The sequence below is a fragment of the Afipia sp. GW822-FHT03D08 genome, from assembly GCF_058801645.1.
In genome coordinates, this window is sequence record NZ_JBXANK010000004.1 from 105,393 (window position 1) to 126,290 (window position 20,898).

Consider the following 20,898-nt stretch of genomic DNA (forward strand, 5'->3'; position numbering starts at 1 on the left):
CCCTTCCGTTTGCAAGGCTCGGCGGCCGTTAGGCCGGAGCCAAGGCGTGGGCATCGACCCAATGACCACGAAGGCGCGTCAGCGCCCTTCGGCTGCGTTCAGCAGCCGCCCCCCGGTTTGGCCCACAAACCGGTATCTTGTCAACCAATATCTATTAAACCGTATGTAAGACTTCGCGCATGAAGAGCGCTCGCGTCTGGACAGCCGTCCCTTGAACCCGAAGGCCCGCTTGGCGCACAGCGCCCCGTTAAGACCGCCATGACGAATTACCGTAACGGCGCAACACTGCAACGCGTTGCTCCGACAATAATGCACTACCGCACGAATGCGCTCCCGCCAGCACCGCATTGGCGACATCACGTACTACGGCAACTCGCTAGAACGACAATGCCGTATCAACGCATTACCTGAACACCGCATCAAGGCTTTCCGGTACTTCCGGAATGACGAATTGCAGCACAGCCATATGTATATTATACTGTATGTTGATTGCTGTTAGAGCGAGCGACGGAGGGCTTGACGTGCCGAGTATATTCGCAGTGGCGAACCCAAAAGGCGGGAGCGGCAAGACCACGGTCGCGATCATTCTCGCTGGTGAGTTCGCGAAACATGGCTACTCGGCCGCGATCGTCGACGCCGATCCGCAGGGCTCTTCATACCAGTGGCATGCTTCCTCCGTCGCGCGGGGGCTGAGCCCGCAGGGCGTCGATCTGGTCCGCGCCCCCGACGAATCCGCATTGGTTCAAGCCGTCCAACGCCTGGCCGGTTACGACGTTGTTGTGATCGACACGCCCGGCTATTACGGCGAGGTACTGATCCAGTCGGCGCTCCGGGCCGACCTCGTCGTGTTGCCGTGCAAGGTACATACGTTCGATGCGTCGCAGGTCGTGCGGACCCTTCGCAATCTCGAGCAGCATGCAGCCGCGGCACAGCTGCCGATGAGCCAGCATCGGGTTCTGTTCAATGAATACGACAGCCTCGACCGCAACACTCGACCCCTCCGCGAGGTCGTGGCCTACCTCGACTCCGAGCACGTGCCGGTCTGCTCGACGGCGCTCTACCGGCGTGTGACCTACCGCACGATGACAAGCGGCTTCGGAACGCTTTACCAGATGAGCGACAGGGACGAGTCGGTGCGCAAGGCCCGCTACAATGCCGATCAGGTCGTCCGCGAGTTGCTCGCAGCAAGCCAGGGCGCGGCGACCGGCGAGCCGGTCGCATGAGCGACGGAGCTCCCAGCGAGAAGTCTGACCGGCCTCCCCTTCCCCGCGATGCGTTCCGCGCCCAGCGCGCAGTCGCGCCGGCCTCTCAAAAACCTGTCCTTCAGCCCGTGGTCGTCACTCCTGCCTACGACGATCCCGTTACGCCGGCGCCGGCGCCAGGCAGATCGCCATCGCAAGCCGCCAATTCTATCTCATCCAAGCGAGGGGCGCGGCCACCACGAAATCGCGAGCGCAATCCGTTCGAGGCTTATGGCGAACGCGCCTCGTCGCGGCCCTACGCGCTTCGCCTTCCCGATCCAATCGACCTGGTGCTCCGCCAGCTTGCCGCCGAGCAACGCACGCAGCCGCTGCGCATTGTCGACCGCGCCCTCTATGATCTTTTCAAGCGGCTCGGTCGATTGCCGCCCGCCGACGACTCGTAGTCGCCATTGTGAAAGAGGCGTCACGAAGCACGAATCGCTGCTACGCGCTGTCGTCCGGGAAGGAAGGTCCTGCAGGTGTCTTCATCTCTGCTGGATCCTTTCCACGTTGCGCGCCGCGGAGAGCCATCAGCATAGGCCAGATAGAGAATTGGCCGGCTGCCGCACGTCGGGCGAGCGTCCTGAGGTAGCCGCCGGGATTTTTGATGCCGTTGCCGCGCTGGAGGATCAGCGCCAAGGTGACGCTCGCCGGCCCCTGCCCCATTGCAGCACAGGCCTCTTCCCACGCGCTTGGGCTGACGCCGAGAAGCGGGCGCACGATGACGGCGGCGTCCACCACGTCCCGTATCGTTCGTAGCCCGTGGCGGGCGTAGTCCACAAAATCAGTACACGTCTCGGCGACGAGCCGGACAGGGACTGCTGATGCGACATCGCGCTCGATGTCGGGCTGGAATGCATTGCCGGCGCTTTCGGCGCCGGCTTTCGGCGTCGGGTTCGTTGCTATGGACGCATTTGCGGACGGTTCGCGTATTGGCCTTGTGGGTTCGATATGACTCTCAAGAATTTCGAGGATCCGCCCCGACAGCTCGACCAGCGCCGCGGCGAGCGGCTCGAGGGCAGCGCGGCACGGCGTGCGTGGTCGGCCGTCGATCAGCCCCAGGAATTCGTGGTGCAGTGCTGGCCAGTCGGCATCGACGCCCCGTTCGACACCCAGCGCGAGCATCTTTGCGATGTCGCGGCGCGCGAGCGTGACCTGCTCGCGCAGCGCATCGAGAACATGTCGCTCCTCGACAGCGCGAGCGGCGAGTTCCGCAAGGTCGTCGACAGCCGCCACGAGCGGGCTGAGATCGAACCCGAATGCCAGCTCGATGTCGCCGCCTGCTGCGCGCCGAGCGTAGCGTTTGCCATTTGGGCTATCCCGACGCTGGATAAGACCCGATTTCACAAGAGCGGCAATATGCCTACGTAAGGTCGACGCAGGGATGCCGTGGGCGCGTAGCGAGAGCTCGCGATTTGATGGAAACACGACGAGATCAGTGGACCCGAGCGTGAGCACCGTGTCCGGGTGGAAGCTCAGCAGCGCATTCAGGACGGTCAGCGCGCGGTCGGAAAGGGCAAGGGCGGCCTTCGCTTCGCATGCGTGGCGAAACGTCTTCCATTTGTGGCAGGCCTTGCCGGGTTGGCACTGCCGAACGTCGCGTTGAATCCGAAGCGCGGCCGGGGACAGCGCGCCGCATCCAAAAGGGGCGATAGGATTGAAGCCAAGCATCTGCATTCGCGTCCTCTCGTTGCGAGAGCGCGTGGCAAACAAAGACCGTGGCGTGAAAACGCTGAGTCTCTTGAACTGTCGGATCGCGCGAGCTAAGATGCCTTTGCGTTTGGAGGCCTCGCTGGCGATTGCCGTCGCCAGCCCGCTGACCCTCTTGAGAGACCCGGCTCTGCCGGGTTTTTCTTTGTCTGAACGCACTTCTCCTGGTTGAATCAGATCAGTACATTATATTGAATGTTAGTCGGCCGTCCAATATGTAGGCTGCGGCCGCATGGGTATCGTTCGGATCATGGTTCGGAGGGAAGGCTCATGGCTGAGAAGTCATGCCGACGCAAAGCAGATCACGCAGCGAAGGGATGTTTGCTCATAGGAGCGTTTCAGTCGGGGCTCGAAGCACTGCGTCTCGAAGCACAGCTAACCCGTGGAGAGTTCGCGAAAAGCCTAGGGATCCCGAGATCAAGCTACTTCCACCTGATGACGACAGCAGCGAATCCAAGCCTTAGTTACATTGAACTCATCGCGGAACGAGCGGGCGTCGACCCTCTGACCTTGTTGCGGAAGCGGACCTCGGACCGTCGGCACGAGGGCGACTCAATCGGCTCGATGAAGGGAAGCGCATATTCAAAGAATTTACGGTAGGATTGACAACGTCCAATATACTAGACTTCAGACGTAATGTATGGTGAATCGGATGCGGAGTTTTGTCCGAAAGCCCTTTCGCCATGTCGCCTGTTCGCAAGCCTCAGCCAGTCGATCATTCGGTGCTGAATGAGATGCTGGCCATCCGTCTGCAGCAGCTCGAGATCGAAAATGGCGGCATGGAAGCATTCCTGCCGAAGACCGGACTGGCACGCGGGACCTACTATACGATCGTCCGCGGCATCGGGAATCCAACTTTGCGTACGATCGAAAGGATCGCTTCGAGCCTCAACATGAGCGTGTTTGAGTTGCTCGGCTTCGATGTGTCGGACGCACGGCGCGCGCTCAAGAAGAGCGGTGTCGATTACGACGAGTTGACGTCGGCGATCAGCAAGAAAAATCGCGCCGATCGCGCCTTGGCGCGTCAGACGCGATCGCGAAAGCTTCCTTCCTGACGGCGCCGGCGATCGATGCGGCGACCAACTGCTCAAGATCGATGGAAGAGGTGGAGGAGGCTTTCGCCTCCCCACTGGATCGGTCATGCGGCTGAGCGCTCAACGGCCTGGGCGAGGCGGCCAAATTCCAGGGCGATCAGGTCGACGGTGTAGATCCGCTTGCCGTCGCGCTCGTAGCTGTTCTGCCGCAGGCGGCCCCGCGCGTGGACGAGGTCGCCCTTGCTGACGTGCTCGTTCACGTAGCCCTGGATCGACTTGGTGAAGATCGTGACCTCGTTCCAGTGCTGGTCGTCGTTCCACTCGCCGCCCTTATCCTTGAAGGGATAGTTGGCGCAGACGGTGACACGGACTGTCTTGCCGACCTGCTTGATGGTCCCGACGTGGCCGATGAGGGTGAATTCGGCGATGTTGCGCATAGTCTCTCTCCATCTTGTGGGGCGGCGCCCCGTTGCGATGGCGATCCGTCATGGCCGGGAAGACGGCACAGAGCCGAAGCCCGCGAGACGCGGGTAACCGTCCGGTCTCGGCCGCCTTGCGCGGTGTGCGGCATTTCCCGAACGGTGTGACCTTAAGTCTAGCTTTAAGGTCATGGCGATGGTTCGGGCGGAGGTTCTGGGCGCGATCGAGCGGCGGCGGCGCTGGCATTATGAGGACAAGGTCCGGATCGTCGAGGAGAGTTTCGCGGCTGGCATGACGGTGACGGATGTCGCGCGGCGCAACGGCGTCGCGGCAAGCCTGGTTTTCACATGGCGTCGACAGGCGAAGCTGGGTCAGTTGGGAGGGGGCAGCCCGGCGCCGCTTCTGCTGCCTGTCGAACTGGCTCCTGTCGTGACCGACGTCACGCCCACGCCGGTTGCCGAGGTCGCCGTCGCGGAGCCCGCGCGCCGGAGCCGTCGTTCGTCCGGCATGATCGAGATCGCGCTCGGCTCGGGCCGCAGGCTGCGGGTTGATCGCGATGTCGACGCGGACGCGCTTCGGCGGGTGCTCGACGTACTGGACCGGCGATGATCGCGATCCCCGCCGGGATGCGGGTCTATCTCGCCATGGGCCCGACCGATATGCGCAAGGGCTTCGACGGCCTGGCTGCGCTGGCGCAGGGGGCACTGGAACAGGATCCGTTCTCCGGTCACCTGTTCGTCTTTCGCGGCCGCCGAGGCGATCTTCTGAAGGTGCTGTACTGGGATGGACAGGGCTTCTGCCTGTTCGCCAAGCGGCTAGAACGGGGTCGCTTCATCTGGCCGGTGACGACGGACGGCGTGGTGCGACTGACGCCGGCGCAGCTCTCCATGCTGCTGGAGGGGATCGACTGGCGCGCACCGATCCGAACCGATCGCCCCAGCCTCGCTCTGTGAAGCGAAGGGCTTCGAGCCGATTCAGGACTGTGATCCGCGGTCAAGATCGACCATGATTCAATGGCTTGGCCGCCGGCCTCGCGATAATCTCGGAAGACCATGGCAAGCGCCTCCGCAGACCTTCCCGACGACGTCGCGACGCTCCAGGCGCTGCTGATCGCGGCGCGGGCGCAGAGCGCCGCCCATCTGCTCATGATCGAGAAGCTGAAGGCGCAACTGGCGAAGCTGCGCCGGATGCAGTTCGGGCAGTCGTCGGAGAAGCTCGACGCCGCCATCCTCCAGCTGGAGCTGGCGCTCGAGGATGTCGAGGAGGGCACGGCGGCGCGTACGGTTCTGGAGCGCGCGGTCATGCCGGCAGCTCCCGACGCCCGTCAGCATCCGGTTCGTCGTCCCTTGCCCGACCACCTGCCGCGCGAGGAGGTCATCCACTGGCCAGTGGGTATCGCCAGTGGCGATCTCGGCTGTGGCTGCCTTGCTTGCGGCGGACAGTTGCGCCGGCTCGGCCAGGACGAGACCGAGGTGCTGGAGCGCGTCACCCTGTTCAAGGTCGTCCGGCATATCCGCCCCAAGATCGTCTGCCGCCAGTGCGAGGCGATCGTGCAGGCGCCGATGCCCTCCCTGCCGATCGAGCGCGGACGGCCAGGCCCTGGATTGCTCGCCCATGTGCTGGTGGCCAAGTATGCCGACCACCTGCCGCTCTACCGCCAGTCCGAGATCTATGCCCGGGAAGGCGTCGAGCTCGACCGCTCGACCCTGGCCGATTGGGTCGGATCGGCGGCGGCGCTGTTGACGCCCCTGGCCGAGGCGATTGGCAAGCATGCCATGGCCGGGCCCGCGCTCCACGCCGACGATACCCCCGTGCCAGTGCTCGCTCCCGGGTTCGGCAAGACCGCGACGGGCCGGCTTTGGGTGTATGTCCGCGACGAGCGCCCCCATGCCGGTGATGCAGCGCCCGCCGTCCTCTATCGCTACACCCCGGATCGCAAGGGCATCCGCCCGCAAGGCCATCTCCAGGGCTTTGCGGGATATCTCCACGCCGACGGATATGCGGGCTTCGACAAGCTTTATGCCGACAGCCCCGGTAAGCGCACCGCGATCACCGAGGTCGCCTGCTGGGCCCATGTCCGGCGCAAGTTTTTCGATATCCACCAGTCCAACGCCTCGCCGGTCGCTGCCGAGGCCTTGCGCCGGATCGGAGAGCTCTACCAGGTCGAGGACGCCGTCCGCGGTCGCCCGCCCGACGAACGAAGACGATCGCGTCAGGAGCACGCCCTTCCACGGCTCGCCGATCTGCGAAGCTGGCTCGACGCGACGCTGTCCAAGCTGTCGGGCAAGAGCGAACTCGCCAAGGCGATCCGCTACGGCCTGTCGCGCTGGCCGGCTCTGACCCGCTATGCCGATCACGGCGGTCTGGAGATCGACAACAACGCCGCCGAACGCGCGATCCGGCCGCTCGCCATCGGCCGCAAGAACTGGCTCTTCGCCGGCTCCGACAGCGGCGGCGAACGCGCCGCCGTCATCTACACCCTGATCGAGACGGCCAAGCTCAACGGCCTTGATCCGCAGGCCTATCTCCGGGACGTCCTGGCTCGCATCGGCGACCATCCCATCAACCGGATCGGCGATCTCGCGCCTTGGAACTGGCAGACGCCACGAGAGGCCGTTACGCTGGCGGCATGATCTCGGCCGCTTCCCATGTCGATCGCATCGCCTGCATCAAAATCGTGCTCGACCATGTCGAGCCGGCCGTCTGGCGGCGCGTCAAGGTTCCCCTGACGACGAGCCTGAGAGGCCTTCACGAGGTTATCCAGGCCGTCATGCTGTTCGAGAACTATCACCTGTTCGACTTCACGATCGAGATCGACGGCCAAAGCAGGCGATACGGCATCCCCGACCCGGATGGGTGGATCAAGCTCAGCGACGCCAAGAACACCAAGCTCGGGCCGCTGACCGATCGCGGTCTGAAGCGCTTCGCCTACACCTACGACTTCGGCGACAACTGGGAGCACACGCTCACGATCGAGGCCATCGGTGATGCCGATCCCGGCCTCGAATACCCGCGCTTTGTCGACGGCGCCCGCCGCGCTCCGCCGGAAGACGTCGGCGGAATCCCCGGCTTCGAAGAGTTCGTCGAGGCCATGGCCAAGCCCAGACATCCCGAACGCAAGCGGCTGATAGAATGGTACGGACGCGTCTTCGACCCAGAGGACATCGACCTTCCCACCATCAAGGCCAACATCGCGAGGCTGGCCCGACGCCGTGCCATCGGAAAGGCCGCCTTCGCCAAAAGCCGGCGATCACAAAGCTGAAAGGGCCGACACCGGACGGTTACAGACGCGGGCGAAGGGCGAGCGCAGCGCTGCGTCCCGTCAGGCCGTGAATTTTGGCGCCGCAGGCGCGTGCGCGAGGAATGCCGGTCGGGGCCCCGCTCGCGGGGTGATCCGGCAGGGGAAAATTCTCGGGCGTAGGGCCCGCCGTGCCGGCGACGGCCATAGGAATCCAGCCATGCAACCGGGAGCGCCGCCCGACCTGTAGAGAGGAGCAATCGTCGTCGTGCTACCTGGACCACGCGCCGGCCCCATTTCGAGTTATGGAAAACCGCGAGTCGATGCCTGCCCATCCAGGATCGTGGGTCAGCGAGGAAGCGCCGCACGGATCGGGGTCGACCATGGAAATCAGCCATGGCCGGATCGAGCGGCAGCGGCGAACCGCCCTGCGACGGCTTCGACGGCAGGACCGTCGCACCAACGCCGGGTGCGCGAAACCCGAGCTCCGCCCCGCGGCTGCGACCTCACCGGCGCGGGACGCCCACGTCCCATCGAACCATCGAACCATCGGAGATGGCATGCCTTTTCGGACATCGCCCGCGCCATCATGCGGTTCGCTTCGTGCGCAGTTGTGCGTTGATTTGCGACATCAGGATCGGGCCGAGCGAGAATTCACCGACCTTGGCCCGTTCAGTCAGACCGCGCAGATAGCCGCCGGCGGAGCGGATTGCCGCGCCGCGCTGCAGGATGCACGCGACAACCACCGCGGCCTGCATTTCGCCCATGACGGTTTGCGCCTCCTCCCAGGCGCTGGGACTGATCCCAAGCATCGAGCGCACAACGGCCGTGGTCGCCAGCAGGTCGCGCCAGTTCGAAATTCCGCCTTTGGCGTAGTCGGAGATGTCCGGGCAAGCGTTTAATACCATTCCAAGCGGATAGGCCGTTTCCGCAATCCTCGGCGTTTGGGGTTCTGGCACCGCCCTCGCCGCCCGGCTTCCTCGAAAGCCAGGTTCAAGATCAATTAAGGGGTCTGGATTTGAATTCTGTATATGGCGCTCATTTCGGGACTCATTGGCGCTCATATCGTGTGTTTTGATGTGGCTTTCCAGGAGGTTGAGGACGTCGTCGGCCAGTTGTGATAGCTCCTCGGCCGCCGCTTCCAGCTGCGCGCGCGTCGCGGTGCGCGGAATCCCCTCGACGATCGAGCGGAAGCCGGCGTGGATCTGCGCCCAGTCCGCGGGTCCCTGCCCTCCCCTGCGTGTGGGCACGCCCTCCTCGATGCCGGTCGCGATCATCTTGGCGATATCGCGCCGGCACAGCGTGATGCGTTCCCGCGCGAGCTTAACGGCGCGCGCTTCGGCCTCCACGGCGGCTGCCAGGCTTTCGAATTCCTCCGAGCGGACAACAAGCGGCGAGAGGTCGAATCCGAACGCCAGCTCGATCTCGCCGGACGCACCTTTGCGCGCGTAGCGCTTGCCGTTGGGACTGTCGCGGCGGATGACGAGGCCCGCGTCGACCAGGACCGCGAGATGGCGTCGCAACGTTGACGCCGGCATGCCGTGCGCGCGCAGTGACAGGAGCTGGTTCGAGGGGAAAACGACAAGGTCGTCCTCGCCCGTCAGCGCCGTCTCGGGATGGAAGGTGAGGAGCGCGTTCAAGACCGACAGCGCTCGCTCTGTCACGCCGAGGCTCGGCCGTGCCCTGCAGATGGCGTGGAAAATCTTCCACTTGTGCACGACCTTCTCAGGCGGCCGGGATGACGCGACGATCTGTGTTGCCACATGGGCGAGCGTCAGCGATCGCCGCCCGAAGGGCGTCGTTGATTGATAAGGTTCCATGTCTTTGCCTCGTTCGGGCAAAGGAAATCTGCTCGCCAAAACGGCGCCGTCTCGCACGAGACACTTGACTGCGATTCGCGGAAGTGATTCTCTATCAGTCGCCAAACTAAGACAGAGGCTTCCGGGACGGTGACGTTTCGGGGGCCTTTTTCTTTTGCCTAGGTTTCTCCTGAGCCAGATTGCACCTGCCCAGCCGGCTCATTCCGGGTGGGTGTTCCTTCAGTCCTCGCCGGACGCGGCGCGGTATTCGTCGTAGAGCCTTTGCAAGTGCTGGCGAACGAATTCGCCAAATTGCGGGGTTACGCGGTCGTCGAAAGTCAGACTGAGTTTCTTGCCGGTTCGCATAACCTTCGCTGCGAGCGTGCCGTCGGCCGCCGACCAGCTTTCCGCCCGCGCCCGCGCCGCCTTGGTGCCCAACGCTGCGACGAGTGCTTCGAACCGCTTGTCGCTGTCTTGGTCAGCGAACCCTTCCTCCTTCACAAGCGCGATGGCGCGGTGTCGATTGCCGTCGCCATCAAGGAGATCGGTCAACTCCTGCCATCGAACGCGGCCATAGCCAGGCGCGGCGCCGATCGCCTCGACGACCTCGGTGGGGACGCGGGTCGCAACCGCAATGAGTCGCGATAGCGCAGCCTTGTCGACGTTCAACGCCGCCATGATTGTCTCGCGCGAAAACTTGCGCTCTTCGAGTCGGGCGGCAAAGCGGGCTCGCTCGATAAAGGTCAGGTCGGTTCGACCACTGTTCTCCTGGCCTTGGGCGACCACCAGCTCTTCGTCGCTCAGAGCGCGGACCACCGCCCGCACCTTTCTTCCGAGCGAGCGGGCAGCGCGTAGGCGCCTGTGCCCGAAGGCTACCTGAAAGCGGCTTGAATTCTCCGGGCTCGGGCGAACGAGGATCGGCGTGTTTTGACCGTGCTCGCGGATCAACTCTTGGAACGCCGCCTCATCGGCCGCGCTCGCCTCCATGCGGTCCGGTACGAAGGAATCGTCGACGAGGGCCGGATCGAGCTCGACGATCGTCTGCCCCTCGAGCAGCTGTCTCTCCAACTCGTCGGCCCGATCCGCTCGCTCCTTGATGCCGCCGAGGTTCTGCGAGATCGCACCGAGCGCGCCCGGTTGCTTGAGCGGCCGGTCCAGGCCCAGAAGCGGCCGGACCTGGTTGGCCGACAGTCGCGCTGGAGGTTCTTGCGACGCTTGTGGCTCGCTGGGCACGTGGTCGAAGCTTATCTTCCGAGCCATGCTCAGACCCTCTTCCAGACCTGCCTGATTAAACCCTCGATCTCACCGTTGACGAGGTCGAGAGATTCAATCGCACGGTCATAGGTCGGACGGGAGAAGCCCTTCCGATCGACCTCGTAGAGTGTGTTCTTGGTCAATCCGGCATCGGCGATGGCCGTGCTCTTGACCATCGGATGGGTCAAAACTCGTTCACCTAAGATCGAGCGCATCCAGCCCACCAATTTGGTCTGGGGCGCGTCGCTCGGTTCGTATCGCGTGACGAGATAACGCATCCAGTCGTAGTCAGTCGCCGCGCCTGCATTGGCGACGACGTCGAGCAAGCCAGCTGTCATGTTCAGGAACTGGGACATCGACATTACGTCCAGCATCTGAGGATGGACTGTGATGAGTACAGCTGTCGCGGCGCAGAGTGCCGAAAGGGTCAGGAACCCGAGTTGCGGCGGGCAATCGATGATGACGATGTCATAGGCATCGCTCACCTGCGCCAGTGCTTCACCGATGCGAGCGAAGAACATCTGGCCGCCGTCCTGCCGCGTCATCAACGCCTTCGGCGTCTCATGCTCGAACTCCATCAGTTCGAGTTGACCGGGGATCAAATGAAGCGTGGGAATGTATGTGGCCCGCACAATTTCGGCCATCTCGCGGCGATCGCTGTCGTACCGAATGGCGCCATAGATCGTGTCATTGTCGGCGACGTCGAGTTCGGGCTGCAATCCGAAGAGTGCCGTCAGGCTCGCCTGCGGATCCAGATCGATAGCCAGCACACGATATCCGCGAAAGGCGAGGTATTCGGCCAGATGCGCCGATGTCGTCGTCTTGCCGCTTCCCCCCTTGAAGTTCATCACCGCGAGGACCTGCAACTTCTCATTTTCGCTGCGGCGAGGCGTGTAGCGGCGTCCGCCCTTGCCAGAAGCGTCGAGCGATTGACGTAGCGCCTCGACATCCTCAAGCGAATACATTCGACGCCCATTGGGAAGGGGATCGGGCCCCTTCCCTTCAGAGGCGAGCTGACGGAGATAGCCGTCGGCTATTCCGATGAAACGCGCCGCCTCGGATGGAGAGAACGGACGCAACGTCTTTTTCGCCTCGGGGGGAAAGTCCTCAAGCTGCCTCGCGCGAAGCCGCATTGACAGCTCCGCCGCATCAGCGTTGATCAACGACCTGAGATCGCGAGGCGCATTGTCTTTCGGCAGAAGCGTAGCGGGCATCGGTTTCTCTGCATCTGCGGTTTTTTGAGCAGGTTGGCCCAAAAAGCGTTGAACCCAAGTTATGCCCGATTCTTTCGTTGCTGCAAGGACTAATGGGTTAATGAGAAGTTAACGGAGTGATCTCCACCAAAGCGGAATTCGGTTTGGCGCGCTGCGGAGCGTATATTTTGCCCTTGCGCGAACCGTCGCACTTCATGTGGCTGGGTTGTACGCGGACAACTTAACGCACGGGCGGGGCGAGTTGAGGAGCGTTCGACGCTACCGCTCAGTTCGTTACTATCGGCGCTGGTTTGCGCGCGCGCCCGGCTATATTCGCGCCAGACAGACGCGGCTGAAGCCTGACGGGGGTTGGCCTGCGTCGAGTTGTACGCGGACAACTTAAGCCACTCATTTCATCAGCCGCTACTCACACACCGAGCCGGGCAGCCCTGCCCTGCGCGCGCTCCGCCTCGTTGTAGTAGCTCGCCGCCTGCTGGACCGACCGATGCTGCGACTGCTGCATCGCCTCCGGCAAGCCGATGCCCTGGCGCGCCGCCTCGGTGAGATATCCCGCCCGCAATCCATGCGCAGCAAAGTCTTTGGGGTCGAGCTCAGCCATCGTGCAACGCCGCTTGACGATCAAATTGATCGATTGCGGGGTCAGCGCGCGCTCCTCGAGCGCCTCCCAACGGTCGATCGCGCGGAAGATCGCGCCTTTCCGGATATCAGCTCGGTCGAGCCATTCCCGCAACGCCTTGACCGGCGGGCCGACCAGGAACACCCTACGCTCGTCATCGGCGTCGCCGGTCTTCGTGCGACCGAGCTGGATCGAGACGCACGGCAGCGTCGGCGAATTCGGATCAAGCGGATCAAGCAGAACGCCGGGCTCGTCGCTCAGCTGCTCGACCCGCAGCCGCGCCACCTCGCTGCGCCGCCGCCCGCCGGAGGCGAACGCCAGCAGCAGGATCGCGAGGTCGCGCGTGTCGGCCAGCCGATCCGTCGTGCAAGTCGCCGTCAGCCGGTCGAGGACGTCGCGCGTCACGGCGCGCTTGCTTTTACGGCGGCGCGGCCGCGGAGAAGCGCGGACAGCCAGACGCACGGCCGAACGAAGACTTGGCGCGGTGAGCGGACTTTCGATCCCCTTCCAGCGATGCAGCGTCCCCCAGCTTGCAAGGCGCCGCTTCACCGTATTCGGCGCGTGCGGTCCCTCGGTGCGCAGCAGGCCCTCGGCGCGCAGCTCGCCAGCGACGTCGGCTGGCATGCCATGGCGTAAGTCGATCGCGCGCTGCGCGGGATCCCATAGATGATGCGCGACGAACTTTAGCGCGAGTGCTTCCGTCGCCGGCCACGGCAGCGCCTCGCCGTTGGCCGCGAGAGCCCAAGCTTCGAGGTAGGCCAGATCCGACGTGAGCGCGCGAAGACTGTTCTCGCCCATGCCTTCCTTGGCGAGGTGCTTGAGAGTCGCGACGTCGTCGTCGGTGAGCAGCTGCGCGAGCCGATCGCGCCGGTCCATCGGCAGGATGGCCGACAGCGTGTCGAGCGCGAGGGCGCGCTGCGATTCGGCGTCGAGTGCTCGGACTTTGACTATATCGTCCATCACGTCCCTCAGAAGCCGTAGGTCCGCGCGGCCCAGCGCAGCAGCACGGCGGCGTCCGGATCGGGCAGCCGCACGCGCTGGGCCTTGAGGGCGTCCGCGATCGCGAGGCCGACATCGGCGTCGACCCAGTGGCCGTGTATCATGAGAAAGAACCAGCCGAAGGGCAGGGCGATCTCGCGATCGATCGCCTCAATCCGATCCATCAATTGATGGACGGTCGCCTCAGGCGTCATGAGCAAGCGTTCGCCCGGCATCTTCAACGGGCGAGGAATGAAGCCGACTTCACGCTCGCCCTTGTGGGTGTAATCGCGAGCGTCGAGCGCCCAGTGCGCGAAGACGCGCTGCCCGGCCGCACTCGATGCCTCCCAGTCCCGGAAGAACCTCACCTCGCGCGGCACGAGCTCGAAATAGTCCGGCACCAGCTCAAGGAACGGGGTTTCGCGCGTCGTCCCGTTGGGCATGGTTTCGCGGATGACCCGCCGATCCATCTCGGGCCGCTTCGCCTCGCGCTTCTCGTGCTCGACGCGGCCGCAACGGTCTAGAAAGCTGCGGATGTGAATGAACGCGCCGCCGGCGCGATCGAGAAGGCGGTAGATCGGGCCAGCGAGTCGGTCCGTGTCGGGCAGGGGATCCCGGCGAGGCCAGCTCGGGTCGAGCAATTCCTGCTCACCCCAGGGCCGGTAATCCGGATCGACGATGGAACCGGCGCGCCACTCGATCTCGCGGCCCAGCGCGATCTGGATGTAGTCGGCGGCTGCGGAACCTGTCGGCGCGAAGACGAAGGCACTGGTGCCGCGCCACTCGGTGATCTGCAGGCCGGTGTCTTTCAGGCGCGCCCACGTCGCCTTGACGTCGCCGCCGTCCCTGGCGAGTTCTGCCGTCATCCACGGTCGGAGCTCGCCGACGCGGGTGCCGTCCGGCCAGATGACCGAGCGCGTGTCGCGCCAGTAGTCGTCGTCCACGTGGGCGACGCTGAAATCGAAGCCCGGGAAGGCGGCGGCGAGGGCAACCACCAGGCCGACGTCGGCCGAGGTCGGGTCGAGCCCCGCCAGGACCGCTTCCAGCGAGGCCGAATCGGGCAGGCGGACGGGAGAAGGGGTCATTGATTGGCCTCTTGCGGGATTACCGGGATTTCCGTATATTCCGGAACAAAGGAGAACCGATCATGGCTTCCACCGTGACCGCCGCCGAAGTCTCCAAGAATTTCGGCGCCTACCAGGATGCCGCCGTGCGCGAGCCGGTGGTAATCACCAAGAATGGCCGGCCGCGCACCGTGCTGATGGCTTATGAGGACTTCGTTCGCCTGTCGAAGCGCGACCGCCGGGTCCAGCGCACGGTTGATCTGAGTGACGCCGAGATCGAGGCGGTCGAAACGGCCGAACTGACGCCGGACCCTGCGCAACTCACCGCCCCAGCCGGTAAGCATGCTGCCGACTGAGGTCCGCGTCGGCTGGATTTTTCGCTACGCCTATTTGTGGGACTGGCAGCACCGCGAGGGCCGAGAGGAGGGCGACAAGGACCGGCCCTGCCTGGTGCTGGCGATCGTCATGACGACGGAGGAGGGCGCGCCGATCGTGCGCGTGCTGCCGATCACCCACACGCCGCCGGTGAATCCGGCCGACGCGATCGAGATCCCGGCCGACGTCAAGGGACGTCTGCGGCTCGACGCCGAGCGCTCGTGGATCGTGCTGACCGAGAGCAACCGCTTCGCCTGGCCCGGGCCGGACCTGCGCAACATCGATACCGAGAGCGGCTACTACGGCGCGCTGACGCCGGGCCTTTTCGCCGAGGTCAAGCGCCGCTTCGTCGCGATCGCGCGCGGGGAGGTCACAACCCGCGCGCCGCATCGAAGCGTGCCGCGGACCGAGTAAGGACCGCTCGGCACGCCGGCGACGGTAAAAGGCATTCGGAGGAGGGGAGGGGGCTGCCAGCGGGTCGTCCTCTCGTCGATCGGAGGCCCGGCGGGCGTGATTTGCCGGGCTGAGGAAGCTCAGAATCGCTGATTTGCGAATCCATGTCCAACACTATCGATAAGGGGTGGTTATCGATAGTGAGAAGCATGCGCCAGAAGGCATCGCTATGACGGAAGCCAACGCCGTGATAGCTTCCGTTTCACCGATTCACGTTAAGGTTATCAAGACCTTGCCCTCCGCCTACCAGATCCCGGATCCGCTACCTTGGAGCCAGATCGCCGGCCCGCTCGCGGCGGCCGAAGACGCGCTGGCCCGCCTCGACGAGCGGCTGGCCAGGAGCCCGGTCCGCGACGGCTGGATCGCCCGGACCCACTTCTCAGACGCCGCTGCCGCCCTGTGGCTGGAAGGCGAGCTCGTCCATCTCGACGATCTCGTCCTCCACGACGCCGGCATGGACGTCCGCGCCCCGACCCACGAGCTCACGCGCGCCCACGCCGTTCTGCGAACGCGACGGCGCATCGCCGACGCCAAGCCCGACTGGGCGCTGTCGGTGGCCGGCCTGGCCGGGCTGCGGGGCAGGGGAGAGCAGGGCGACCGGGAGGAGGAACGCGGCAACCGGAATGAGGAAGAGGATGAGGTGCGCGATCGCGAAGACGAAGACAGTGAGGCGGATGCGCCCGAGCGGTTTCGCGTGGCCCCAGCCGACGACCGGATGGCCGACATCTTCGCGGCCGTCGACGCCGCGATCGCCCAAGCCGACCGCACGCTGGCCGGCGAGACAACCGATCGGCGCCCGAAGCGACCCGAGCGAGACCCGCTGGTCTACGATCTCGACTGGGACGAAGATGAACGTCTCGACGCATGGCGAGCGGTCGTGGACCAGACACGCAACCTGCCGCCGGCGCTGGCGACGGCGATCGCCGCCGACGCGTGGCACGCGCTGGAACCGCTACAGCACGCGCCATGGCTCGGCCGGCTGCTCGCCGCCGCGCTGCTGCGGGCGCGGGGAAAGGCGCGCTCGCACCTGCCTTGCCTCCATGACGGCCTCAAAGCGATCCCGCGCGAGCGGCGGCGGCCACGCGACGCGGCCTCCCGCCTCGCCGTTCAGTTGGAGGCGATCGCGGCCGCGGCCGAGGCCGGTCTCAAGGATCACGACCGTTGGCAGACTGCCCGCACCCTGCTGGCCCGCAAGCTCGCCGGCCGCCGCTCCACCTCCCGGCTGCCGGCGCTGATCGACTATGTGTTGGCCCGGCCGATCGTCTCGGCCGGCATGATCGCGCAGGAGCTGAGGATCACGCCACGCGCCGCCCAGGACCTGGTCGGGGAGCTCGGTCTGCGGGAGGCGACCGGCAGAGACAGGTATCGGGCGTGGGGGGTGCTTTAGATGTCGCCCGACGATGGTGATTTGCGTTGTTTAAATCGGGCAGTAACCCCATCGTGAAACGCTGCATTTGCGGTTATGATTCGCCCAACAGGAGAAAGTAAAGCAGAGCCATGGCCCGCGGGGAGTTGATGAAAAAATTGCTGGCCAGCTACGGTCGGGACGATGAGTTCCGGGCCGTAGCGGAGCAAATCATCGGCGAAGAGGAAAAGAAGAACAACCGCGTGCTGGCGCGCAGCCTGCGCAAGACCCTTGAGGCCGGCCCAAGCCGGCCGAGCGGTCCGAAGGCGCTTGCGCCCCTGCTTCCGTTCCCCGAAGCAGCCGCCGACTTCATCGAGCGGATTGAACCGCAGCACACGCACAATGATATCGTGCTCGGGGCGACGAACGTGCGGGTGCTGCTCGGCCTCGTCAAAGAGTTTCGCCGCGCCGACGAGATCCGGCGTCACGGCCTCAAGGTCCGATCCAAGCTTCTGTTCTGCGGCCCGCCGGGATGCGGCAAGACGCTGTGCGCGGAGATTTTTGCAGCCGAGCTCGGTCTGCCGCTGTTCCTCGTCAAGCTCGATAGGCTGATCTCGTCCTACCTGGGCGAGACGGCTGGCAATGTCCGCAAGATTTTCGAGTTCGCCCGGAAACAGCCCTGCGTGCTGTTCTTTGACGAGTTCGACGCGCTGGCGCGCTCGCGCGATGACTCGAGCGAGCACAATGAGCTGCGCCGTGTCGTCAACAGCCTTCTGTTGTTCATCGATCATATTCAGCCGAAGGGCTTTCTGATCGCCGCGACCAACCTTGATCAATCCCTCGATCCGGCGGTTTGGCGGCGCTTCGACGAGGTCGTCTGGTTCGACAAGCCGGATCGCGCGATGATCGCCCGCTTCCTGCGGCTCAAGTTCAAGAACATCGCGACCGCGTTCGATCCGCTGCAGCATGCGGCCGCGCTGGAGGGCTATTCCTACGCCGAGATCGAGCGCGTCTGCACCCAGGCGGTCAAGACGATGATCATCGATCGCCGTAAGCAGGTGCAGGCCCGCGACTTCAATCGCGCCTTGGAGGACGAGGCGCGCCGCCGGGCAGGACAGTCTCGCCTCGCGTCGCCGAGCTAGGCGCGCCGTGGCCCGATACGATCACCTCGAACTCGTCCGGCTTCCCGAGCAATTCGAGCGGCGCAAGCACGGCGGCGGCGGACCGCCGCCACCGCGCGATCGCGGCCAACACACGACGAAGCTGCGCGAGGAGCTCGACACCGCGACCCAGGAACAAAGACGCCGGCGCAAGCCCGAATTTGTCGACCCGTCTCTGATCCTGCGCGTGCAGATGACGGGCGCCCTGCTCGAGGAGGAGTGGGAACGGCTCGGGCTCACGGTTTTGTCCAGCGACGCGGACCGCACGCTCGTGCTGTTCGCATCGAGTGAAGACATGCGGGATTTCCGCGCGCGGCTTGACGCCTATCAGGGCGGCCCGCCCCCTGGCCAGAAGCACGCCCCCTACGTCAACTTCGTCTCCGGGATCGAAAGCATTGGATCGGTCGAGCCGCGTGATCGGATCGGACCACGCTTGCGGGAAGAAGGTTTCGCTGATGTCGAGGATTTCGTCGCGCAGACATCCTATCTGGTGGACATCGAGCTTTGGGATCTGGGCGAACGTCGCCTCCGCGAGCGCAAGCTTGAGGATGTCATCCGCTACGTCGAGGCACGAGGTGGCGATGTCTTTGATCGCTATGTCGGCCCCTCGATCAGCATGTTTCGCGCGCGTCTGACGGGCGAGCTGCTGCGCACGTTGCTGACGGTCGAGGAAATCGCGGCGATCGATCTGCCGCCAGCCCCGGACGTGACCACGGCAGAGGCGCTCGACATGGTCATGGCGGATGCGCCGCCATTGAATGCCGTGGCCGATGACGCACCGCTGATCGGCATCATCGACAGCGGCGTCAACGATCACCCATTCCTGGCGGATATTCTTGTCGGTTCGATCGGCGTACCGGCCGATCTCGGCACCGCGGACGTCTGGGGTCATGGCACTCGCGTGGCCGGTGTGGCCGTGTTCGGCGATCTTCGTGCGCAACTCGACGCCGGCGCATTGCAACGCGGCGCGCGGCTTTGTGCGGCGAAAGTGGTGAACGACCAAGGTGGCTTTGACGACAGGCGCCTCGTGCCCTCGCAGATGCGCGAGGCGATCGCGACCCTGTACCAGCGCTTTGGCTGTCGGGTCTTCGTGATCGCGCTTGCCGACCGCCGGCGCGTCTTCGACGGCGGCAAGGTCGGCACATGGGCCGCCACGCTCGACGAATTGGCGCGCGAGCTCGACGTCGTCATCGTCGTCTCGTCCGGAAATCGCAGCCCGCGCGGCGGCAATCGTCTCGAACAGGCCGTGACCGAATATCCGCGCTATCTTCTGGAGGATGCCAACCGGCTGTTCGAGCCGGCCGGCGCCTTGAACGTCATCACCGTCGGCGCACTCGCGCACGGTGAGGGTCTCGATCCCGATCGCGCCGACGACGTCCGCGTCCGCGCCATCACACGCCTGCATGAGCCGGCGCCGTTCTCGAGGATCGGGCCGGGACCAGGCGGGGCAACCAAACCCGACGTCGTTGAGATTGGCGGCACGCTGATTTTCGATGCCGTCGTCGCGCGGCTGCGGGGAGGGGAGGACGTCGGCAGCGCCGGTGTTCTGACGCTGCATCACAGCTATCTCGATCAGCTCTTCACGGCGGGATCAGGCACGTCCTATGCCGCGCCGCGCGTTGCCTTCAGCGCCGCGCAGATCATGACGCGCTTCCCGCAGGCCTCAGCTAATCTCGTGCGGGCGCTGATTGTGGGATCTGCGGAAATCCCGCCGCCCGCCAGCGAGCGGCTTCAGCTGCTTGGTGCAGATGCGACGCGGGCGATTGTCGGTCACGGTCTGGTGGATCTCGAACGCGCCGCATTCTCGGACAACGCGCGCGTCACGCTTTACGCCGAGGATGAGATCGCCCTCGATCATTTTGCCGTCTATCGGATTCCGATCCCGGAAGCGTTTCAGGCTGGGGGAAACGGTGAGCGCTGCATTCGCGTGACGCTGGCATTCGATCCACCGGTGCGTCACACCCGAAATGATTATGCAGGCGTTGGCATGAGCTTTCGGTTGGTTCGCGGATGCCAGCCTGACTTGATCTTCGATCATTATCGCAAGCGTGACAAGGACGACGGTCCGTTCCCTGAACTTGCACCGCGATACAATTGCAATCTCGTTCCCGGACCGCAATTGCGCGAGAAAGGCACCGTTCAGTGTGCAACTGTCACGTTCAAACGCGGTGTCGAAGAATACGGCGACAGCTACTATCTCGTCGTGCGCTGCGAAAGCGGCTGGGCGACCCATGTCGATCGGCAGCAATTCGCAATCGTGGTCGAGCTTCTGCAAAAGGCAGACGTCCAACTCTATGAAAGAGTGCGCCAGCGGATTCGCGTCCAAGCTTAGCACCGACACGCCGACCTTTGAATACAGTCGATCGAGGTGGGCGACAGGCGTCGGAGCTATCGTTCCTGCATAATCGCCAAGGGAATGTTGAACTCGCAATTCAAGCCATCTGGCTCAAATCTGAGCCGAGCTTCACCTGACAATTGACCGGGGAGCGCCTCTTCGATCATAGTTCGATCGACCAGAACGACTTGTTCAAAGTCCTGACTATCGTTTCGGTTGTCGGCGTGCCGCCGACGCTATTGGCGGGTATTTGGGGGATGAACTTTTAGAACATGCCGGAGTTGAGCTCGACATGGGGATACCCTTTGTCCTGGCTTGCCATCGTGCTTAGCCCCATTCTGCCCCTCATCTGGTTCAAGCGCCGTGGCTGGTTTTAGTCGCTGCGTGCTCGAACGATCGAAAGATATGAGGCGAGCCGCGCTATGTCAGCGATCCAGCTTTCCGCCACGCCGAAAGGCAATGGCTATCAGGCGACCGTGACATTTCCGGATGGCGTCTCGATGAACTCGGCGGAGACTTATCCGACGATCGCCGGAGCGATTGCCGCCGCGGCGCGAAAGCTGTTGGACATGACGGACCGCTTAGAAGCGCTGGAGCGGGAGGCGACCGGGAGAGACAGATATCGGGCGTGGGGGGTCCTTTAGTATGCCGACCATACGCCA

General features: G+C 64.3%; 21 protein-coding genes and 1 pseudogene. 15 read left to right on the forward strand and 7 right to left on the reverse strand.

Annotated elements, in window-relative coordinates:
- The first annotated feature begins 521 nt into the window (after positions 1-521).
- The gene (locus AC1RM7_RS23365; RefSeq protein WP_393986280.1) at positions 522-1,223 is read left to right on the forward strand and encodes a nucleotide-binding protein; all 702 of its coding nucleotides are present in this window, start codon (positions 522-524) and stop codon (positions 1,221-1,223) included.
- Positions 1,220-1,645, forward strand: a complete 426-nt coding sequence (locus AC1RM7_RS23370) for a hypothetical protein (protein ID WP_393986281.1) — start codon at positions 1,220-1,222, stop codon at positions 1,643-1,645. The genes AC1RM7_RS23365 and AC1RM7_RS23370 overlap by 4 nt, the downstream gene beginning before the upstream one ends.
- A gap of 40 nt (positions 1,646-1,685) precedes the next feature.
- On the opposite strand, the gene repC (AC1RM7_RS23375) is transcribed toward AC1RM7_RS23370, so the two are convergent.
- The gene (gene repC, locus AC1RM7_RS23375; RefSeq protein ID WP_393986282.1) at positions 1,686-2,918 is read right to left on the reverse strand and encodes a plasmid replication protein RepC; all 1,233 of its coding nucleotides are present in this window, start codon (positions 2,916-2,918) and stop codon (positions 1,686-1,688) included.
- Between the two features lie 303 nt (positions 2,919-3,221).
- On the opposite strand from repC (AC1RM7_RS23375), the gene AC1RM7_RS23380 reads away from it, so the two are divergent.
- Together AC1RM7_RS23380 and AC1RM7_RS23385 are read left to right on the forward strand one after the other, a co-directional pair.
- Positions 3,222-3,551, forward strand: a complete 330-nt coding sequence (locus AC1RM7_RS23380) for a helix-turn-helix domain-containing protein (protein WP_137901598.1) — start codon at positions 3,222-3,224, stop codon at positions 3,549-3,551.
- Positions 3,552-3,634: 83 nt separating this feature from the next.
- Positions 3,635-4,006, forward strand: a complete 372-nt coding sequence (locus tag AC1RM7_RS23385) for a transcriptional regulator (protein ID WP_024921879.1) — start codon at positions 3,635-3,637, stop codon at positions 4,004-4,006.
- Between the two features lie 83 nt (positions 4,007-4,089).
- Here AC1RM7_RS23385 and AC1RM7_RS23390 read toward each other — a convergent pair whose 3' ends face one another.
- Positions 4,090-4,422 carry a single-stranded DNA-binding protein gene (locus AC1RM7_RS23390; protein ID WP_281806999.1) on the reverse strand — a complete coding sequence of 111 codons (333 nt, stop codon included), beginning with the start codon at positions 4,420-4,422 and terminating at the stop codon, positions 4,090-4,092.
- Between the two features lie 172 nt (positions 4,423-4,594).
- On the opposite strand from AC1RM7_RS23390, the gene tnpA reads away from it, so the two are divergent.
- The 4 genes from tnpA to AC1RM7_RS23410 all read left to right on the forward strand — a co-directional run bounded on the left by tnpA (position 4,595) and on the right by AC1RM7_RS23410 (position 7,667).
- The gene (tnpA, locus tag AC1RM7_RS23395) at positions 4,595-5,014 is read left to right on the forward strand and encodes an IS66-like element accessory protein TnpA (protein WP_192642951.1); all 420 of its coding nucleotides are present in this window, start codon (positions 4,595-4,597) and stop codon (positions 5,012-5,014) included.
- Entirely contained in the window at positions 5,011-5,358 is a 348-nt protein-coding gene (gene tnpB, locus AC1RM7_RS23400) for an IS66 family insertion sequence element accessory protein TnpB (protein ID WP_393986283.1), read from the forward strand. Before tnpA ends, tnpB begins: the two co-directional genes overlap by 4 nt.
- Positions 5,359-5,457: 99 nt before the next feature.
- On the forward strand, positions 5,458-7,038 hold the full coding sequence (tnpC, locus tag AC1RM7_RS23405; RefSeq protein WP_393986284.1) for an IS66 family transposase: 1,581 nt from the start codon (positions 5,458-5,460) through the stop codon (positions 7,036-7,038).
- Positions 7,035-7,667, forward strand: a complete 633-nt coding sequence (locus AC1RM7_RS23410; RefSeq protein ID WP_393986285.1) for a plasmid pRiA4b ORF-3 family protein — start codon at positions 7,035-7,037, stop codon at positions 7,665-7,667. The genes tnpC and AC1RM7_RS23410 overlap by 4 nt, the downstream gene beginning before the upstream one ends.
- Positions 7,668-8,230: 563 nt before the next feature.
- On the opposite strand, the gene repC (AC1RM7_RS23415) is transcribed toward AC1RM7_RS23410, so the two are convergent.
- From repC (AC1RM7_RS23415) to AC1RM7_RS23435, 5 genes are all read right to left on the reverse strand, one after another.
- Positions 8,231-9,463: a plasmid replication protein RepC gene (repC, locus tag AC1RM7_RS23415; protein ID WP_393986286.1), complete on the reverse strand. Its 1,233-nt coding sequence runs from the start codon at positions 9,461-9,463 to the stop codon at positions 8,231-8,233.
- Between the two features lie 219 nt (positions 9,464-9,682).
- Positions 9,683-10,702 carry a plasmid partitioning protein RepB gene (repB, locus tag AC1RM7_RS23420; protein ID WP_393986287.1) on the reverse strand — a complete coding sequence of 340 codons (1,020 nt, stop codon included), beginning with the start codon at positions 10,700-10,702 and terminating at the stop codon, positions 9,683-9,685.
- Between the two features lie 2 nt (positions 10,703-10,704).
- On the reverse strand, positions 10,705-11,910 hold the full coding sequence (gene repA / locus AC1RM7_RS23425; protein ID WP_006023650.1) for a plasmid partitioning protein RepA: 1,206 nt from the start codon (positions 11,908-11,910) through the stop codon (positions 10,705-10,707).
- A 406-nt stretch (positions 11,911-12,316) separates the two neighbouring features.
- Positions 12,317-13,486 (reverse strand): tyrosine-type recombinase/integrase, encoded by a 1,170-nt coding sequence (locus tag AC1RM7_RS23430; RefSeq protein WP_393986288.1) that lies wholly within the window; start codon positions 13,484-13,486, stop codon positions 12,317-12,319.
- A gap of 8 nt (positions 13,487-13,494) precedes the next feature.
- Positions 13,495-14,589: a hypothetical protein gene (locus AC1RM7_RS23435; RefSeq protein ID WP_393986289.1), complete on the reverse strand. Its 1,095-nt coding sequence runs from the start codon at positions 14,587-14,589 to the stop codon at positions 13,495-13,497.
- A 62-nt stretch (positions 14,590-14,651) separates the two neighbouring features.
- On the opposite strand from AC1RM7_RS23435, the gene AC1RM7_RS23440 reads away from it, so the two are divergent.
- The 7 genes and pseudogenes from AC1RM7_RS23440 (at position 14,652) to AC1RM7_RS23470 (ending at position 20,880) form a co-directional block, all read left to right on the forward strand.
- Positions 14,652-14,924, forward strand: coding sequence for a type II toxin-antitoxin system Phd/YefM family antitoxin (locus tag AC1RM7_RS23440; protein WP_137901604.1), 273 nt, complete (start codon positions 14,652-14,654; stop codon positions 14,922-14,924).
- Positions 14,911-15,357 carry a plasmid maintenance toxin (PemK-like) gene (locus tag AC1RM7_RS23445; protein WP_137901605.1) on the forward strand — a complete coding sequence of 149 codons (447 nt, stop codon included), beginning with the start codon at positions 14,911-14,913 and terminating at the stop codon, positions 15,355-15,357. Before AC1RM7_RS23440 ends, AC1RM7_RS23445 begins: the two co-directional genes overlap by 14 nt.
- A 208-nt stretch (positions 15,358-15,565) precedes the next feature.
- Positions 15,566-16,783, forward strand: coding sequence for an RHE_PE00001 family protein (locus AC1RM7_RS23450; protein ID WP_244617010.1), 1,218 nt, complete (start codon positions 15,566-15,568; stop codon positions 16,781-16,783).
- Between the two features lie 128 nt (positions 16,784-16,911).
- Positions 16,912-17,883 carry an AAA family ATPase gene (locus AC1RM7_RS23455; RefSeq protein WP_244617013.1) on the forward strand — a complete coding sequence of 324 codons (972 nt, stop codon included), beginning with the start codon at positions 16,912-16,914 and terminating at the stop codon, positions 17,881-17,883.
- A 7-nt stretch (positions 17,884-17,890) separates the two neighbouring features.
- Entirely contained in the window at positions 17,891-20,233 is a 2,343-nt protein-coding gene (locus tag AC1RM7_RS23460) for a S8 family peptidase (protein WP_393986291.1), read from the forward strand.
- Between the two features lie 176 nt (positions 20,234-20,409).
- Positions 20,410-20,613 (forward strand): annotated as a pseudogene (locus AC1RM7_RS23465) (CorA family divalent cation transporter); the annotation flags it as partial.
- Positions 20,614-20,658: 45 nt separating this feature from the next.
- Complete coding sequence (locus AC1RM7_RS23470; RefSeq protein WP_137902088.1) at positions 20,659-20,880, forward strand: helix-turn-helix domain-containing protein; 222 nt, start codon at positions 20,659-20,661, stop codon at positions 20,878-20,880.
- Positions 20,881-20,898 lie beyond the last annotated feature (18 nt).

Bases quoted from the DNA above. Each gene is read 5' to 3' on its own strand.
- AC1RM7_RS23370 (WP_393986281.1), top strand. From the start codon at position 1,220: ATGAGCGACGGAGCTCCCAGCGAGAAGTCTGACCGGCCTCCCCTTCCC.
- repC (WP_393986282.1), bottom strand. From the start codon at position 2,918: ATGCAGATGCTTGGCTTCAATCCTATCGCCCCTTTTGGATGCGGCGCG.
- AC1RM7_RS23380 (WP_137901598.1), top strand. From the start codon at position 3,222: ATGGCTGAGAAGTCATGCCGACGCAAAGCAGATCACGCAGCGAAGGGA.
- AC1RM7_RS23385 (WP_024921879.1), top strand. From the start codon at position 3,635: ATGTCGCCTGTTCGCAAGCCTCAGCCAGTCGATCATTCGGTGCTGAAT.
- AC1RM7_RS23390 (WP_281806999.1), bottom strand. From the start codon at position 4,422: ATGCGCAACATCGCCGAATTCACCCTCATCGGCCACGTCGGGACCATC.
- tnpA (WP_192642951.1), top strand. From the start codon at position 4,595: ATGGCGATGGTTCGGGCGGAGGTTCTGGGCGCGATCGAGCGGCGGCGG.
- tnpB (WP_393986283.1), top strand. From the start codon at position 5,011: ATGATCGCGATCCCCGCCGGGATGCGGGTCTATCTCGCCATGGGCCCG.
- tnpC (WP_393986284.1), top strand. From the start codon at position 5,458: ATGGCAAGCGCCTCCGCAGACCTTCCCGACGACGTCGCGACGCTCCAG.
- AC1RM7_RS23410 (WP_393986285.1), top strand. From the start codon at position 7,035: ATGATCTCGGCCGCTTCCCATGTCGATCGCATCGCCTGCATCAAAATC.
- repC (WP_393986286.1), bottom strand. From the start codon at position 9,463: ATGGAACCTTATCAATCAACGACGCCCTTCGGGCGGCGATCGCTGACG.
- repB (WP_393986287.1), bottom strand. From the start codon at position 10,702: ATGGCTCGGAAGATAAGCTTCGACCACGTGCCCAGCGAGCCACAAGCG.
- repA (WP_006023650.1), bottom strand. From the start codon at position 11,910: ATGCCCGCTACGCTTCTGCCGAAAGACAATGCGCCTCGCGATCTCAGG.
- AC1RM7_RS23430 (WP_393986288.1), bottom strand. From the start codon at position 13,486: ATGGACGATATAGTCAAAGTCCGAGCACTCGACGCCGAATCGCAGCGC.
- AC1RM7_RS23435 (WP_393986289.1), bottom strand. From the start codon at position 14,589: ATGACCCCTTCTCCCGTCCGCCTGCCCGATTCGGCCTCGCTGGAAGCG.
- AC1RM7_RS23440 (WP_137901604.1), top strand. From the start codon at position 14,652: ATGGCTTCCACCGTGACCGCCGCCGAAGTCTCCAAGAATTTCGGCGCC.
- AC1RM7_RS23445 (WP_137901605.1), top strand. From the start codon at position 14,911: ATGCTGCCGACTGAGGTCCGCGTCGGCTGGATTTTTCGCTACGCCTAT.
- AC1RM7_RS23450 (WP_244617010.1), top strand. From the start codon at position 15,566: ATGACGGAAGCCAACGCCGTGATAGCTTCCGTTTCACCGATTCACGTT.
- AC1RM7_RS23455 (WP_244617013.1), top strand. From the start codon at position 16,912: ATGAAAAAATTGCTGGCCAGCTACGGTCGGGACGATGAGTTCCGGGCC.
- AC1RM7_RS23470 (WP_137902088.1), top strand. From the start codon at position 20,659: ATGTCAGCGATCCAGCTTTCCGCCACGCCGAAAGGCAATGGCTATCAG.